The organism is Micromonospora parva (assembly GCF_000718515.1).
In the GTDB taxonomy this organism is placed as follows: domain Bacteria; phylum Actinomycetota; class Actinomycetes; order Mycobacteriales; family Micromonosporaceae; genus Micromonospora; species Micromonospora parva.
The window spans coordinates 241,132-255,369 of the sequence record NZ_JNZS01000010.1; the positions used below are offsets into that span (position 1 = coordinate 241,132).

Genomic DNA, 14,238 nt, shown 5'->3' on the forward strand with positions numbered 1-14,238 from the left:
AGTGCCCTGACCTGCATGTGAGCTCGTCCGAACGGCGGCTGAGTCATGATCATGCCGCGGTCAGATGTGCTAGTCCGTTTGCCGCGATCGATGCTGCTCGCACCACGGCAGCTGAGGCAAGGCCCTAGCATCGGCCCCATGATCGAGGACTTCGCGGGTCGGCTCCTGCGCGACATGGCCGGCCTCGACCCGTGCACAGCGGTCGTCGAGGCCGGCGAGCAGGATGTCGACGGGCTTACCGACTACAGCCCGGAGGGCCACCAGGCCCGCGCCGACCTCGCGGCCCGCGCCCTGCACGAACTCGAGACCGTGGGTGACGCACTGCCGGCCGCGACCGCGCTGCACGCCCACCTCGCCGAACGGCTGAGTGCGCGGATCGCCGTGCATGACGCCGGGGAGGACCTGCGCGAACTGCACGCGGCGGCCACCGGTCCGCTCCAGCTCATCCGCCAGGCCGTCGAGGCTGCGGTTCCGGGCCACGGCGCCGAGGGCGCGGCCTTCGAGGAGGGTTGGGCTCGTGTCTGCGCACGCCTGGCCGCGATTCCCACGGCCCTGGACGGGTACGCCCGCAGCCTCCTGCTTTCTGCGGAGCGCGGCAATGTGCCGGCCCGGCGTCAGGTGGAGCTCGTCACGCAGCGCTGTCGCACCTGGATCGACGACGATGTCGCCTTGGTGGATCGCTACGGCGATGGGCGTCAGCGGGCGTCGTTGCAGGCCGCAGCGACGGGCGCGCGAGCGGCGTACCAGAGACTGGCCGAGATGCTGACCGCAGACCTGGCACCACGGGCCGTTGAGGAGGAGGCGTTCGGTCAGCAGCGGTACGCACTCTGGGTGCGTACCTTCCTCGCGGCCCGCCCTGATCTGCGCGAGTTGTACGACTGGGGCTGGGACGAGTTCCGAGCGACAGAGGCAGAACTGATCGCGGAAGCGAAGGCCCTGGGCGGGAGCGTGCCCGAGGTGCTCGCCTGGCTCGCCAGCCCCGACGCGCCTGGCACGCTGCACAGCAGGGAGGCATTCGGCGGGTGGTTGCAGGAGCTGTTGGAGGCCACCACCGAGCGACTGGACGGCGTACATTTTGACATTCCCGCCCCGCTGCGGCGCATCGAGTCGCGGTTGACCACGTCGTCCGGTATTGCCTACATCGGGCCGTCGCGGGACGTGGCGCGGCCGGGCCGGGTCTGGTGGTCCGTCCTCGAGGACGCGACGAGTTTCCCCACCTGGTACGCGTACAGCACCGCCTATCACGAGGGCGTTCCCGGGCACCACCTCCACCTCGGCTCCGAGGTCTGCCGGGGAGGCCTCGGACAGCGGCTGAACCTGCTCGGCGGCCTTGCCGGCAGCCAGGAGGGCTGGGCCCTGTACGCCGAGCGGTTCATGGACGAGCTCGGGCTCTACGACCAGCCGGGTGCTCGACTGGGCTATCTGTACATGCAGCTCCTGCGGGCGGCACGGGTCGTGCTCGACATCGGTCTGCACCTGCGGCTGCCGGTGCCGTCTGGTGACGGAGCAGTGTGGACGCCGGATGCTGCGCTGCAGCTGCTGCGGGACCGCTGTCATCAGGGGCCGTACGCGTCCGCCGAGCTTGCGCGTTACCTGGGCCGGCCAGGGCAGGCGCTGGCTTACAAGGTGGGTGAGCGCGTGTGGCTGGCAGGCCGCTCGTCCTTCCCCGGCGACCGGCGCGCATTCCATCGCTACGCGCTGGGGCTGGGTTCGCTGGGGCTGGACCAGTTGACGGCGGCCCTTGAGGTTGGCCGCGCGCCGTAGGGCGATCGCCAGGGGTGGTCAGGTGGTGTGCACGCCGCGCGCTCTGGCATTGTGATAGGTACCTTGCCATGACAAGGTAGTGGTATGCAGCCCGATCCGAAGCTCATTGCGTTGCGGCGCGGCCTGCTCGAACCACTCGTCCTGGCTGCCGTCGAGTCCCAGCAGCGGTACGCGGCCGAGATCCTCGCCGCTCTACAGCAGGCAGGTTTTCCCGCCCAGGAGGGCACGCTGTATCCGCTGCTGAGCAAACTCCGTCGAGACGGGCTCGTGCACCACGAGTGGCGTGAGTCGCCGTCCGGGCCACCCCGGAAGTACTTCTCCCTCACGGATGCCGGCAGGGGGCAGCTCACCGCGTTCCGCGACTACTGGGGCGAACTGACCCTCATGATCAACACGATTGGACGATGATTCATGAACGAGTCGGTATCCATCCGCCTCACCGGGCATGTCACGGCCTTCCCCGGCTACCCCCGACGCGCGCGACGCCCTGCGGCAGTACCTCGACGACGCGCGACGCGCGCTGCGCACCGACCCGGACGCTGACGAGATCGTCCGAGACCTCGAATCAGCGATCGGCGACCGGCTGAGCGCTCGCACGGCCTCGGGCGACGACGCGGTGACCGGTGCCCGGATGACGGCGATCCTGGCCGAGCTGGGGCCGGTGAGCCCGGCACGCCCCGCGCCGCCGTCCGCCCAGGGGAGGTCGCGTGGCCGGTTCTGGTGTCGGATCAACGAGGGCAAGTGGTTCGGCGGCATCTGTCTCGGCGTCGCGGCGTACGGCGAGTTCGCTGTCGACTGGGTACGAACCGTCGTGCTGCTGCTGACCCTGGTCACCGGCGGGCTGCTCGGCGTGGCGTACCTGGTCCTGCTGCTCGTGCTGCCCGTCGTCCCGACGGTCGCCGACTATGAGCGCCAACGGGACGCACCGCGATACCCGTGAACCGACAGCGCACAGCCGGAAGGGACAGTCCCGCCCGGGCATGCGGCGCCGGCCCTTCAGGTGCGACGCTGCCGGGATGCGACAGGTCACAGTGCTCGGAAGTTGCGGTGGCTTCCCCGAACCCGGCCGCGCCTGCAGCGGTTTCGCCGTGGACTGGGACGGCTACCGCTTGGTGCTGGACCTGGGCTATGCCACGCTGCCGCGGCTGCTCGGACACTGGCCGGACGGCGTGCTGGACGCTGTCGTCGTCACCCACGAGCACCCGGATCACTGCGTCGACCTGCACGGTCTGTTCAGGATGCGGTTCTACGGTCAACCCGGGGGACCACGGCTGCCGTTGTTCTGCCCGCCCGGCGTGCTCGACCGGCTCAGCGGCTTGGAGCCCGATGTCGATCTACAGGCGGTCTTCGACCTGCACCCGTTACCCGGCGGGTACCGGGTCGGGCCGTTCGACCTGACCGGGCTGTCTCTCCCGCACTTCGTGCCCAACGCCGGCGTCCGGATCGCGGCCGACGGGATTGTCCTGGCCTACTCCGGGGACACCGGGCCGACTCCCGCGCTGGCCGAGCTGGGACGTGACGCTGACCTGTTCATCGTCGAGGCGACGGACCGCGACGGCGAGACGAGCCGTCCCACCCGAAACCTGTTGACCTCCACCGAGGCTGGTCGGTGGGCTCGTCGGGCGGGCGCCCGCCGCCTGGTGCTCACCCACTTCTGGCCGGGCAACGACCGGGAGGTGGCGGTGGCGGCCGCGCAGGTGGAGTTCGGCAGTGCCGTTATGGCGGCTGAGGAAGGGCTCACGCTGATGCTCGGGACGCCAGACAGCGGATGCGCCTGTCGCCGCTGCGGCTGATCAGCCCCGTTTGTCGCTTGAAGGTCAAGGGGTCGCCGGGCCACACGGGCACCGGCAAGATGGTGGCGTGGAGACTGAGCCCGTCACAGCTGGCCGGGCGGTGTTCGTGGACGGGCTGGAGGGCTTGCCTGGCAGCTCGGGCGGCTGTCGCCTTGCCCTGACGTTGGCATGTCCGGTTCTTCTTCGTGCCGCTGACGTCTGGTGGGTTGAGGATGATGTGCTGTACGTCCGGCGCGGTGACGCCCCGGCGGTGGCGCATCGGGGTGGCCTCGAATGGCGTCGGCACTGGTAGCGCGCAGGGGCCTGGTTCCCGCTACGGTGTCGCTGTGTCTCGATTCAGCATGATGGCCCGCGTCGACATCCCCAGCGAGGTGGCCGACGCCGAAGCCTGGATCGCGCGATATCGCGAGTCGTTGACCTCAATCGCGGAGAGCGGCTGCGGCTGCTGCGTACGTGCGTGGCAGATCGAGGGACCGCAAGAGTTGGTCGACACGATCCCGCTGGTGCTCACGGCCTCGACGGAGTGGGACCGGGACTAGTCACCGCGGGGCCGCAGCTCGGCCAAGGGCCTCAGGTTTGCGGCGTACTGGTCGACGTCGAACGTCAACGTGCCACGATCTCCAACGTCGGGCAGCTGGCGACCGACGTCGGTCCACTGCACTTGCCGCTCCCTCGCAGCAGCCGGGCAGACAGCACGCCGCAGCCCCCAGTTCCGCAACTGGGGCAGGATGTTAGAGCCCTGGGATGCCGTAATCGGGGGTGTCACGCTCACGGTTCGGTGGATCGTGCTTCTCTCCGTGCTCATCGGACGGCATCATTCTATCTATTTCTTCTATGAGTTCTTGGTAGGACGGGCGTTCCGTCGGCTCTCTGCCCGCTGGTTCCGGTGCGTGCGCGCGGTCTTTCTCGGGTTGCGCGATTGACCGTTGACGTGGAGAGTCGCCGTCGGATCGTTTCGGTGGTCGCGGCGCTGGCGGGACATGTCGTGGCTGGGCGGGTCTTGTCCACTGTCGTCCGCTGATGTCCGGGCCTCGCTTCCTGCGCGATTCGTTCCACGCCGAGGGCATGATCGACAGGATCATCTCGATCAGGCGCAGGATGTGCGCGAGCAGCGCAGGGGTTTCCACATCACGTCCGTTCCTCCTCGCCTCTTCGGTTTGGAGGTGATAAATATGATAAGTTACGAAAATTGCTGCCAGGCTCATCAGAAGGCCGCCCGCGGTGCCTGCCAGGGCTATCCAGTCGGATATCTGCATGGATCGATTCTGCACGCCGGCCGCAACTGCCGATCTTGCGGTATCTCCCTGGTCGACAGCCCGGTTGCTGTGGCACACCAGATGCGGTGACCGCACGTCACCCGGCGAGCGTGCCGTCCGCATTCATGATCTGGTCCCGTACCAGCGGTGCGACAGCCGCGACGCGGCAGACGGTCTGCTCTGAATGTCGAAGACCGCCGGGTGGCTCCGTCCTCGGGGAGGATGCGGTCATCGTGATCGCAGCAGAGCAGGGAGATCCGGCATGGCGATCCAGCGGATGGACAACGTCCTCATCGTGGTCGAGGACCTTGACGCGGTCATCGCGTTCTTCGTCGAACTCGGCATGGAGGTGGAGGGGCGGGGGCCGGTCGAGGGGCGGTGGGTGGAGCGGGTCATCGGGATCGACGACGTCCGGCAGGAGGTGGCGATGCTGCGGACCCCGGACGGCCACGGCAAGGTCGAGTTGGCGATGTTCCACCGACCAGCGGCGATCATCACGGCACCGAGGGACGCGCCGGCGAACACGCTGGGCATTCGGCGGATCATGTTCGCCGTCGACGACATCGAGGACGTGGTCGCCCGGCTGCGCGGCCACGGCGCCGAACTGGTCGGCGAGGTGGAGCGGTACGAGGACATCTTCCGGCTCTGCTACGTCCGCGGCCCCGAGGGCATCGTCGTCGGCCTGGCCGAACAGCTCCGCTGACGCCGCCGCCGGTCGGTCCCACCCGCACCACTTCACTGTTGTCGGGGCCTCGCGAGCGGCGCAGACCACTACATCAGTGAAGTAGTGCGGCCCTTGGCGACGCCACGCCACCGCCGACGGCGGGCTCAGGAGATCAGGGTGCCGCCGTCCACCGTCACCACGGTCCCGGTGGCGTAGGTCGCCCGCAGGAGGTAGACGAACGCCTCGGCGACCTCCTCGGGCTCACCCACCCGACCGAGCGGAAGGGACTCGCTGAGCTGCGCGTACATCTGCTCTCGGGTTTCTTCGGGCAGGGAGTCCCACAGCGGTGAGCGGATCACGCCGGCGGAGACGGCGTTGACCCGGATCGGGGCGAGTTCGACGGCGAGCGCGCGGACCAGCGCGTCGATCGCCCCGGTGATGCTGGCCGCTACCGACCAGCCGGCGTTGGGCCGGTGGTTGGCGGTGCCGGTGGTGAGGGTGATCGACCCGCCGGGGCGCAGGTGCGGCAGTGCCGCGTTGACCGCCGACAGGGAGCCGAAGTAGCGCAGGTCGAAGGCGGTCCGGGCGGCGTCGAGGTCGAGGGCGTCGACGGCCATCAGCGCGAGGGGTTCCCCGGCGGTGTAGACGAGGTGGTCGAACGAGCCGAGGTCGCGGAACAGCCGGGACACGGCACCCGGATCGGTGAGGTTGGCGACGTACCCCTGGGTGGTGGTCGGCAGGGTCGTCAGGGCGCGGTCCACGCTGCGCTGGTTGCTGGAGGCGACCACGACCTGGGCGCCCTCGCGGGCGGCGCGGGCGGCGGTGGCGAGGCCGATCCCCGAGGTTCCGCCGAGTACGACGACGCGCTTGTCGATGAGGGTCATGATCGTGTCCTTCCGGGTCGGGTGATGGAGACGGCTACCACCGTGCTCCGCCGGGAACGTCCGCGTCCAAGACCTCTTTCACCTCCTGTGATGCCCGTTGGGCATCACTCCACTCATACCCGTCGGGTATCGTGGAACCGCCCGGAGCGGCAACCGGACGGGGGCGCTGTGGACGTCGATCTGCGCAAGCTCCGCTACTTCGTGGCGGTCGCGGAGGAGCTGCACTTCGGTCGGGCCGCCGCCCGGCTGCACATCGCCCAGCCGGTCCTGTCACGGCAGATCCGGGCGTTCGAGCACGAACTGCGCGCCGAGCTCTTCGTTCGGGACCGCCGCTCCACGGTGCTGACCGAGGCCGGTCGGCAGCTGCTGACCGACGCCCGTGCGCTGCTCGCCTCGGCGGAGGCCCTACGGCGGCGGGTGCAGCGGGCCGCCCACGGCAGGCCGACGTTCACCATCGCGTTCATGCCCGGCCTGCTCGTCACCGCCGACGCCCGCGCCATCGGCCAGCGACACCCCGACCTGGCCGTCAACGTCGTCCGGACCTCCTTCGACGACCAGGCCGACATCGTCCGTGACGGGCGCGCGGACGTCAGTTACGTCCGGCTTCCGGTCGACCAGCGCGGCCTGCGCCTGCGGCCACTGTTCAGCGAACCCCGCGTCGTCGTCCTGCCCACCGATCACCGGCTGGCCGGCAAGGAGTCGGTCGACCTCGCCGAGCTGGCCGGGGAACGGCTGTTGCAGGACCCGGACGCGGTGCCGGAGTGGCGGGACCTGCCGAACCGTCCCATCGACAGCGACCCTCGCCCTCGGCCCGCGCTGAACTCCGTCGAGGAGAAGCTGGAGCATGTCGCCGCGTACGCCGGGACGGTGATCCTGCCGCTGTCGACGGCGACGTTCTACACCAGACCGGACGTCGTTCACGTGCCCGTCGCCGACCTCGGCCCCAACCAGGTGTGCCTGGCCTGGGCCGAGGACAACCGGTCACCGCTGGTGCACGAGTTCGTCGACCTCGCGGCGCCACCACCGGGTGATCGGTGCCAAGGAGGGTCAGGCGCTCCGGAAGGTCTCGCGTAGCGCCGGGTCCAGCGGGCGGCCACTCGTCGGCTCGATGAACAGGTCGGCGAGCAGGAGATCGCCCAGGTAGGTCGGGTTCACCCCGGACTCCTTGCGGCCGAGGGCCTGCGCCGCACCGCCGAGTCGCAGGGCGGCCCGCGCCGCGCCGGCCGGCAGGCGGCCGACCCGGCGGGGCCGGCCGACCGCCGCGGCGATGCGCGCGAGCATGTCGTGCCAGCTGAGGTTCTCGTCGGCGACCGGGAGGTCGGCGCCGCTGGCCTGCTCCAGGGCGTCGACGGCGACCTCGGCCACGCTGCGCGCGGAGGCCGCGGCGCTGCCGCCGACCGGGGCGACCAGCGGGGTACGCGAGCGCGCCCACCGGTCCAGCGGACCGGCCCAGTTGGGCAGCCGGTCGCCGGCCCGACCGAAGACGAAAGGCAGTTCGAGGACGGCGACCGGCAGGCCCTCGCCGGCGGCGGCCCGCCCCTCCCGGGCCTGCTCCAGGCGACACCGGATGTACGTGTGCCGCTCGGCCAGGCGCCACTGGGGGTGGAGCCGGTCGAAGTAGGTGTAGTAGGAGCCCATCACCACGCCCCGGGTGAGACCTTCCAGGCGGGCGGCGGTGAACAGGCGTACCACCGGGTCGACGTTGTCGCGGCGGAACTCCGGATAGATTGGCTTGGGCAGCGGCCGTTGCTCGTCGGTGCGGGTGGCGTACACGACACCGTCGTGACCGGCGAGCACCTGCCGCAGGTCCTCGATCGAGGCGGACCCGACATCGAGCAGATGGTCGACGCCCGGCTGGGCGGTACGCGCCACAGTTGTCGCGGCGTGGCCACGCTCCCGCAGGACGTCCACCACGTGAGCGCCGATCAGGCCGCTGCCACCCACCACGAGAATGCGCACGGTGCATCGTCCACTCTGGAACCCACTCCTTGTCAAGCGTCTGCCGCTGCGGCGGCGGCAGCCGACGGGCTGCTCCGGCGCGGGTCGACAACCGGTGAGGATGCCGTCCACACCCCGACATTCGCCTAGATTCGAGGGTGCGGGACACCATCACTGGCGAAACGGGGTTGAGGATGCCGGATCCGCGCGCTTTCTGGCTGGACGAGCAGTTCGACCGCGAGCACGGCGTCGAGGGGCGCGGCCGGTACGAGGCCGAGGTGCTGCGGCGGATCGACGACTTCGCCGACACCTGGGGCGACTTCGCGCCGGTGGCGTTCGCGGTGACGGCCTGGCGGCTGGCCACCGAGCTGTCGCCGGGCTTCGTCCGCTGGCACCGGCGGATCATCTCGGCGACCTGCGCCCGCAGCCCCTGGGACGGCAGCCTGGTCTGTGCGGTGACGGTGGCCTCCCGCTGGCCGGCCGAGCTGACCTGGACCAAGCAGTGGCAGCGCGACCGTGGTTGGCAGGACTGGCCCCAGATGTTCGGCCAGTTCACCACACCCACCGAGCAGGACCAGACGCGCCGCCCGCACCTGCGCGCGCTGCTGCAGGTGGAGGCGCCGGTCCCACTCGACGATCTGCCGCCGACGCCCGACGGTCCGGACGACGACGTCGCCGCGGCGGCACGCCGGGCCGTGGTGGTGCTGGCCCGGGAACTCAACGACCTCCTCGCGCCGATGATCGGGCAGCTCGACGCCGGAGTGCCGGCGGACTCCTGAGATGCCCGTCGGGCGGTAGGTTCGTCGGCGTGGATCTGGACGACATCGCTGCCCGGCTCGGCGTGCCCGTCGAGGAGGTCGACCGCGTGCACCGGCTCGCCGGTGACGGGCCGTCCGCCCCGTTGCCGCCGAAGGCGGACGCGGCCCCGATCCTCGACCGGCTCGCCGTGCCGCCGGACGACGCCGCCGAGATCATGGCGGGCTGGCCGGAGCCGGGCTCACCGCTGTGGACGGCGGAGCTGCGCTGGCTGCTCGACCGTTCGATCGCCGCGGTCCGCGCCGACCTCGGGGGCTACGATTGGCTGCCGCCCGGCCCGGAGCTGCCGCGTGAGCGGGGGCCCGCCTGGCGGTACCTCTACGTGTACGCGTACCTGGCCCTGGTCGACGTGGTGCGGGGGTACCACAGCGACCACGGCGTCCCCGATGCCGTGTCCTGGGTGACCCTCGCCGACCTGGGCCGCAACCTCGCCGTCGACCGACGGATGCGCGGTGACGGCTGGCCGGTCATGCAGAGCTGGCTGACGCTGCACTCGCGCGGTGGCCTCTACGAGCTGGGCCGGCTGCAGTACCAGCGCGGCGACGGCGCCCTCGGCCTGCACGTCCCCGAATCGGGGCCGTTGACCCCGCAGGCGGTGACGGCGTCGCTGGACGAGGCCCGCGCGTTCTTCCCCCGGCACTTTCCCGACGAGCGCTACACGGTGTTCTCCTGCGGATCGTGGCTGCTCGACCCGCAGCTGCGGGAGTACCTTCCGGAGGACTCCAACATCCTGCGGTTCCAGCGCCGGTTCGAGCTGGAACCCCACCAGGAGTCGGAGGGGCCGGACGCCGACATCGAGATGCTGCGGTTCGGGTTCCGCACCCTGATCACGCCGCTGGACGAGCTGCCGCGCCGCACCGTGCTCCAGCGCGCGATCATCGACCACCTGCGGGACGGCGGCCACTGGCACTGGCGTCGCGGCCACTTCCCGATCTAGACGGCCGGGTTCCACCACGTCCCGTTGGCGGTCGCGTGGGCCGCCGGTTCGATGACCTCCCACGCCTCCACGATGGCCCCGTCGGCGATCCGCAGGACGTCGACCACGACGATCTCCGGCCCCGCGTCGGGTAGGCGGCGTCGCGAGTGCACCACGACGTGGTCACCGTCGGCCAGCAGGTGCAGGATGTCGACCCGCATGCCGGCGGTCGGGCCCAGCGCGGCGCGGACGGCGGCGAGCCACTGCGTCCTGGTCGAGGTCGTCGAATCCGACCGGTGGTGGATGAAGTCCTCGCTCAGGAACGAGGCGAGCGTGTCGACGTCGCCCGTGTCGACCAGCCCTGCCAACGCGCGTGCGACGATGCTCTTGTTCTCGGTGGTCATGGGCGCAAGTGTTTCCCCGGCCCGGGTGGTTGTCGATGACATCGCACTTCATGGCGTCCGCACCGACGATGAGTAGGCTCATGATCGTGTATGCGGTCGGGGAACTCCTACGGCAGTGGCGCAAGCGCCGGGGGCTCAGCCAACTCGACCTGGCGATCGCCGCGGATGTCTCGGCCCGGCACGTCAGTCTGGTCGAGACCGGCAAGTCCACGCCGAGCGCCGACATGATCCTGCGGCTCGCCGACCAGCTGCACGTGCCGCTGCGTGATCGCAACCAGTTGCTGCTCGCCGCCGGCTTCGCACCCCGGTACGCGCAGCGTCCGCTCGACGACATCGCCCTGTCCGGTGCCCTCGACGCGGTCCGCCGGGTGCTGCGGGCGCACGAGCCGTATCCGGCGCTGGTCTTCGACCGCCGGTGGAACATCGTGCTGACCAACAGTGCTGTGGACCCGTTCTTCGCGTACGTGGCCCCCGACCTGTTGCGGCCACCGGTGAACCTGATCCGGCTGGGCCTGGACCCGCGCGGGCTGGCCCGCCTGGTGGTCAACCTGGCCGACGTGCGGGCGGTGTTCCGCAGCCGGATCTCGCGTCAGCTCGCCGCCGCTCCCGACGCGGAACTGGCGGCGCTCTACCACGAACTGCTGGCTCCGCTGCCGGAGGAGCCGACGGGTCAACGGGTCGACGCCGACGTGGTGCTCCCGATGATCCTGCGGATCAACGGGCGCGAGCTGCGGCTGTTCTCGACCATCACCACGTTCGGCACGCCGACGGACATCACGATCGAGGAGATCGCTGTGGAGTCCTACTACCCGGCGGACGCGCAGAGCGCCGCCTACTTCACACGGTAGGGCCCGACCTGGTCGGTCACCAGGCCGGGCCCCACCGTGCACTCACCCCCCGGTCAGCCGGTGGTCAGGGTGAATTTCTCCCAGGCCCCGACCGACGTACGGTTGGCGATCAGGGATCCGGCCCCGGCGTTCTCGGCGCACACGATCTGGTTGTTGACAGTGGCCCGCAGACCCACCGTCCCATCCGAGTTGGTGATGAGCTGGAAGGTCTCCCACGACCCGACCGCCGTGGCGTTGGCGACCAACGCTCCGGCGCCGGCGTTCGTGGCCGACACGAAGAGCCCGTTGGCGCGTGACCGCAGCGCGATGTTGCCGTTGCCGGCGTCCACCCGGTCGAACTGCTCGGTGCTGCCGACGCTGGCCTTGTTGGCGATCAGCGCGGTGGAGCCGACCGCCGACACGTACTGGCTGTTGATCTGTGCCCGCAGCGTGGTCACCGGCGTGCTGCCACCGGTGCCGGTGGTGAAGGTGAACGCGTCCACGTCGAACAGGTAGCCGGACCCGCCCTTGAACACCAGGTACAGCGTCGTCGACGCGCTGGGCGGGTTGCTGATCGTGCCGGACGCCTCGACGAACGTCTCCCAGTTGCCGGTCACCGGCACCGAGACGGTGCCCAGCAGCGTGCCGGTGGCCGACCCGGCCCGTACCTCGATGGTGCCGCCGGCACCGGCCGACGACGCCCGCACGGTGATGCGGTTCGCGTTGGTCAGGTTGTACGGCTGGTACGAGATCCAGTCGTTGTTCTCGATGAACCCGGCCGTGCGGCCACCCTCGGCGTTGGTGTGGTCGGTGGCCTGGACGCCGGACTGCGCGCCGAAGTGCTCACCCTGGCGGTGCTTCGGTTGCAGGGTCTTGATGCTGTGCGTGGTGAGCCCACCGTTGTCGGTGTAGGCGGCGTCGAAGACCCCGTAGATGTTCGCGGCCGAGTCGTGCTCCCCGTCGGTCGGGACGGTGATCGAGCCGCTGCACCCGTTCTTCGAGGTGATCTGGTGGGCGTGACTGTCGTGGCCCAGCGCGTACGTCAGGCTGACCTTGGAACAGTCGATCGTGCCGTCCTGCGGGTCGCTCACGCTGATCTGGTACGACACGGTGTCACCGAAGCTGAACAACTGCCCGTCGGCGGGGGACGTGAGCGTCACCGTCGGGGCCGTGTTGCCGACGGTGATGACCAGGCTCGCCGTGCCGGTCAACCCATTCGGGTCGGTGACCCTCAACGTGGGGGAGTACGTGCCGTTCGTGGTGTACGTCTTGGTGGGGTTGGCCGCCGTCGACGTGGTGCCGTCCCCGAACGTCCACAGGTAGCTCAGCGCCCCACCCTCCGGGTCCGAGCTGCCGGCCGACGAGAAGTTGACTGTCAGCGGGTTGGCCCCCGACGTCGGGCTAGCCGAGGCGACAGCGATCGGGTTGCGGTTGCCGCCGCCGATGTACTCGATCCGGAACAGCGCCTGGTTGTTCGAGCCGGTGCCGTAGTCCAGCACGTACAGCGCCCCGTCCGGGCCGAAGGCCATGTCCATGACCTGGGTGCCGGACCACGGGAAGTTGGAGATATCCCCGCGCGAGCCGTCGGAGTTGACAGCGATCGCCTTGATCCAGCGGCGGCCGTACTCGCCGGCGAAGAACTGGCCGTTGAGTGACTGCGGGAACTTGATGCTGGAGTTCAGCGACGCGTCGTACCGGTAGACCGGTCCGCCCATCGGCGATTCGGAGCCGCTGCCGAACTCCGACGGTGAGCCGGAGTCGCCGGCGTACTTGATCCAGGCCGGCTTCGCCGCGGGCAGCGTGCCGAGGCCGGTGTTGCGGAACGAGTTGTTGGTCGGCCCGCCCGTGCAGTTGTACTTCGACTGCGACGGCCCGGACGGGAAGGTGTATTCGTTGTATGTTTCCGTGCTGGTGTTGGTGCCGGTGCAGTACGGCCAGCCGAAGTTGCCCGGCGCGGTGATGCGGTTGAACTCCACCTGACCCTGCGGGCCCCGGCTGGAGTTGGTGCTCCCCGCGTCGGGGCCGTAGTCACCGAGGTAGACCACGCCGGTGGCCTTGTCGACGCTCATCCGGAACGGGTTGCGCAGCCCCATCGCGTAGATCTCGGGGCGGGTGTTGGCCGTGCCGGGCGCGAACAGGTTGCCCGACGGGATGGTGTACGTCCCGTCCGCCTGCGGCTTGATCCGCAGCAGCTTGCCCCGCAGGTCGTTGGTGTTGCCCGCGGTGCGCTGGGCGTCGAACTGCGGGTTGCGGTTGGTCCGCTCGTCCAGTGGTGCGTAGCCGGACGACTCGAACGGGTTGGTGTCGTCGCCGGTGGTCAGGTACAGGTTGCCGGCGGCGTCGAAGTCCAGGTCACCGCCGACGTGGCAGCACTGCCCACGGTCGTTGGCGACCTGCAGCACGATCTTCTCGCTGCTCAGGTTGAGCGTGTCGTCGGAGTTGAGGGTGAACCGGGACAGCCGTAGGTGCCCCTTCCACCGGTCCCAGTCGGACTGCGAGCCGGTGGTCGGGGCGTCCCCGGACGGGGTGCTCAACGTGGGCGAGTAGTACAGGTAGATCCACCGGTTGGTGGCGAAGTTGGGGTCGACGGCGACGCCCTGCAACCCCTCCTCGTCGTGCGTGTAGACGGACAGGGTGCCGGAGACCTTGGTGTTGCCGGCCACGTCGGTCACCCGCAGCACGCCGTTTCGGGCGGTGTGCAGGACCGAGCGGTTGGGCAGCACGGCCAGGGACATGGCCTCACCCAGCTCGGCGGAGCCGGTGGCGAGCTTGACCTGTTGATAGTCGGAGGCGGGAATCACCACCGCCTGGGCGGTGGACGGTGCAGCCACAGCGAGGGCCGCGCTCGCGACGGTGAGCACCGCCGCGAAGAGCGCCCGGGGCCAGCGCCGGGGGTACGAGGGCATGATCGTCCTTTCTCGACGACCGGGGGACGGGCGCGCGGGGGCGCACCACGACCAGGTGGGGTGGTGGAGA

15 protein-coding genes are annotated in these 14,238 nt (G+C 70.0%); 10 read left to right on the top strand and 5 right to left on the bottom strand.

Going from position 1 to position 14,238, the window contains the following annotated elements:
* Nucleotides 1-138 precede the first annotated feature (138 nt).
* The 5 genes from IF22_RS0116240 (at nt 139) to IF22_RS0116260 (ending at nt 4,096) form a co-directional block, all read left to right on the top strand.
* A complete protein-coding gene (locus tag IF22_RS0116240) occupies nt 139-1,764 on the top strand; it encodes a DUF885 domain-containing protein (RefSeq protein WP_081883855.1) in 1,626 nt (541 codons plus the stop codon).
* Nucleotides 1,765-1,848: 84 nt separating this feature from the next.
* Nucleotides 1,849-2,172 carry a PadR family transcriptional regulator gene (locus IF22_RS0116245; protein WP_030332820.1) on the top strand — a complete coding sequence of 108 codons (324 nt, stop codon included), beginning with the start codon at nt 1,849-1,851 and terminating at the stop codon, nt 2,170-2,172.
* Nucleotides 2,173-2,209: 37 nt separating this feature from the next.
* Nucleotides 2,210-2,704, top strand: coding sequence for a PspC domain-containing protein (locus IF22_RS0116250; protein WP_030332821.1), 495 nt, complete (start codon nt 2,210-2,212; stop codon nt 2,702-2,704).
* 76 nt (nt 2,705-2,780) lie between these two features.
* Nucleotides 2,781-3,557: an MBL fold metallo-hydrolase gene (locus IF22_RS0116255; protein ID WP_051708534.1), complete on the top strand. Its 777-nt coding sequence runs from the start codon at nt 2,781-2,783 to the stop codon at nt 3,555-3,557.
* Between the two features lie 326 nt (nt 3,558-3,883).
* Complete coding sequence (locus IF22_RS0116260; protein WP_036411652.1) at nt 3,884-4,096, top strand: hypothetical protein; 213 nt, start codon at nt 3,884-3,886, stop codon at nt 4,094-4,096.
* Nucleotides 4,097-4,288: 192 nt separating this feature from the next.
* On the opposite strand, the gene IF22_RS35025 is transcribed toward IF22_RS0116260, so the two are convergent.
* Nucleotides 4,289-4,813 (bottom strand): hypothetical protein, encoded by a 525-nt coding sequence (locus IF22_RS35025; protein WP_156057580.1) that lies wholly within the window; start codon nt 4,811-4,813, stop codon nt 4,289-4,291.
* Nucleotides 4,814-5,075: 262 nt separating this feature from the next.
* Here IF22_RS35025 and IF22_RS0116275 point away from each other — a divergent pair, with 262 nt between their 5' ends.
* Entirely contained in the window at nt 5,076-5,516 is a 441-nt protein-coding gene (locus IF22_RS0116275) for a VOC family protein (protein ID WP_030332827.1), read from the top strand.
* A gap of 125 nt (nt 5,517-5,641) precedes the next feature.
* Here the strand turns inward: IF22_RS0116275 and IF22_RS0116280 are convergent, their stop codons facing one another.
* Complete coding sequence (locus IF22_RS0116280) at nt 5,642-6,361, bottom strand: SDR family oxidoreductase (protein WP_030332830.1); 720 nt, start codon at nt 6,359-6,361, stop codon at nt 5,642-5,644.
* Between the two features lie 168 nt (nt 6,362-6,529).
* On the opposite strand from IF22_RS0116280, the gene IF22_RS0116285 reads away from it, so the two are divergent.
* Nucleotides 6,530-7,435 carry a LysR family transcriptional regulator gene (locus IF22_RS0116285; RefSeq protein WP_030332832.1) on the top strand — a complete coding sequence of 302 codons (906 nt, stop codon included), beginning with the start codon at nt 6,530-6,532 and terminating at the stop codon, nt 7,433-7,435.
* On the opposite strand, the gene IF22_RS0116290 is transcribed toward IF22_RS0116285, so the two are convergent.
* The gene (locus IF22_RS0116290; RefSeq protein ID WP_030332834.1) at nt 7,409-8,320 is read right to left on the bottom strand and encodes an NAD-dependent epimerase/dehydratase family protein; all 912 of its coding nucleotides are present in this window, start codon (nt 8,318-8,320) and stop codon (nt 7,409-7,411) included. The genes IF22_RS0116285 and IF22_RS0116290 overlap by 27 nt on opposite strands.
* A gap of 173 nt (nt 8,321-8,493) precedes the next feature.
* On the opposite strand from IF22_RS0116290, the gene IF22_RS0116295 reads away from it, so the two are divergent.
* Both IF22_RS0116295 and IF22_RS0116300 read left to right on the top strand, forming a co-directional pair.
* Nucleotides 8,494-9,078 carry a hypothetical protein gene (locus tag IF22_RS0116295; protein ID WP_030332835.1) on the top strand — a complete coding sequence of 195 codons (585 nt, stop codon included), beginning with the start codon at nt 8,494-8,496 and terminating at the stop codon, nt 9,076-9,078.
* Between the two features lie 29 nt (nt 9,079-9,107).
* Nucleotides 9,108-10,052: an acyltransferase domain-containing protein gene (locus IF22_RS0116300; RefSeq protein ID WP_030332837.1), complete on the top strand. Its 945-nt coding sequence runs from the start codon at nt 9,108-9,110 to the stop codon at nt 10,050-10,052.
* Here the strand turns inward: IF22_RS0116300 and IF22_RS0116305 are convergent.
* Nucleotides 10,049-10,435 (bottom strand): nuclear transport factor 2 family protein, encoded by a 387-nt coding sequence (locus IF22_RS0116305; protein WP_030332840.1) that lies wholly within the window; start codon nt 10,433-10,435, stop codon nt 10,049-10,051. The two genes, IF22_RS0116300 and IF22_RS0116305, sit on opposite strands and share 4 nt — an antisense overlap.
* 80 nt (nt 10,436-10,515) lie before the next feature.
* Between IF22_RS0116305 and IF22_RS0116310 the strand changes: the two genes are divergently transcribed.
* Nucleotides 10,516-11,283: a helix-turn-helix domain-containing protein gene (locus IF22_RS0116310; protein ID WP_209444566.1), complete on the top strand. Its 768-nt coding sequence runs from the start codon at nt 10,516-10,518 to the stop codon at nt 11,281-11,283.
* A gap of 53 nt (nt 11,284-11,336) precedes the next feature.
* Here IF22_RS0116310 and IF22_RS0116315 read toward each other — a convergent pair whose 3' ends face one another.
* Entirely contained in the window at nt 11,337-14,168 is a 2,832-nt protein-coding gene (locus IF22_RS0116315; protein WP_030332844.1) for a PQQ-dependent sugar dehydrogenase, read from the bottom strand.
* Nucleotides 14,169-14,238 lie beyond the last annotated feature (70 nt).

Bases quoted from the DNA above. Each gene is read 5' to 3' on its own strand.
- IF22_RS0116240 (WP_081883855.1), top strand. From the start codon at position 139: ATGATCGAGGACTTCGCGGGTCGGCTCCTGCGCGACATGGCCGGCCTC.
- IF22_RS0116245 (WP_030332820.1), top strand. From the start codon at position 1,849: ATGCAGCCCGATCCGAAGCTCATTGCGTTGCGGCGCGGCCTGCTCGAA.
- IF22_RS0116250 (WP_030332821.1), top strand. From the start codon at position 2,210: ATGTCACGGCCTTCCCCGGCTACCCCCGACGCGCGCGACGCCCTGCGG.
- IF22_RS0116255 (WP_051708534.1), top strand. From the start codon at position 2,781: ATGCGACAGGTCACAGTGCTCGGAAGTTGCGGTGGCTTCCCCGAACCC.
- IF22_RS35025 (WP_156057580.1), bottom strand. From the start codon at position 4,813: ATGCAGATATCCGACTGGATAGCCCTGGCAGGCACCGCGGGCGGCCTT.
- IF22_RS0116275 (WP_030332827.1), top strand. From the start codon at position 5,076: ATGGCGATCCAGCGGATGGACAACGTCCTCATCGTGGTCGAGGACCTT.
- IF22_RS0116280 (WP_030332830.1), bottom strand. From the start codon at position 6,361: ATGACCCTCATCGACAAGCGCGTCGTCGTACTCGGCGGAACCTCGGGG.
- IF22_RS0116295 (WP_030332835.1), top strand. From the start codon at position 8,494: ATGCCGGATCCGCGCGCTTTCTGGCTGGACGAGCAGTTCGACCGCGAG.
- IF22_RS0116305 (WP_030332840.1), bottom strand. From the start codon at position 10,435: ATGACCACCGAGAACAAGAGCATCGTCGCACGCGCGTTGGCAGGGCTG.
- IF22_RS0116310 (WP_209444566.1), top strand. From the start codon at position 10,516: ATGATCGTGTATGCGGTCGGGGAACTCCTACGGCAGTGGCGCAAGCGC.
- IF22_RS0116315 (WP_030332844.1), bottom strand. From the start codon at position 14,168: ATGCCCTCGTACCCCCGGCGCTGGCCCCGGGCGCTCTTCGCGGCGGTG.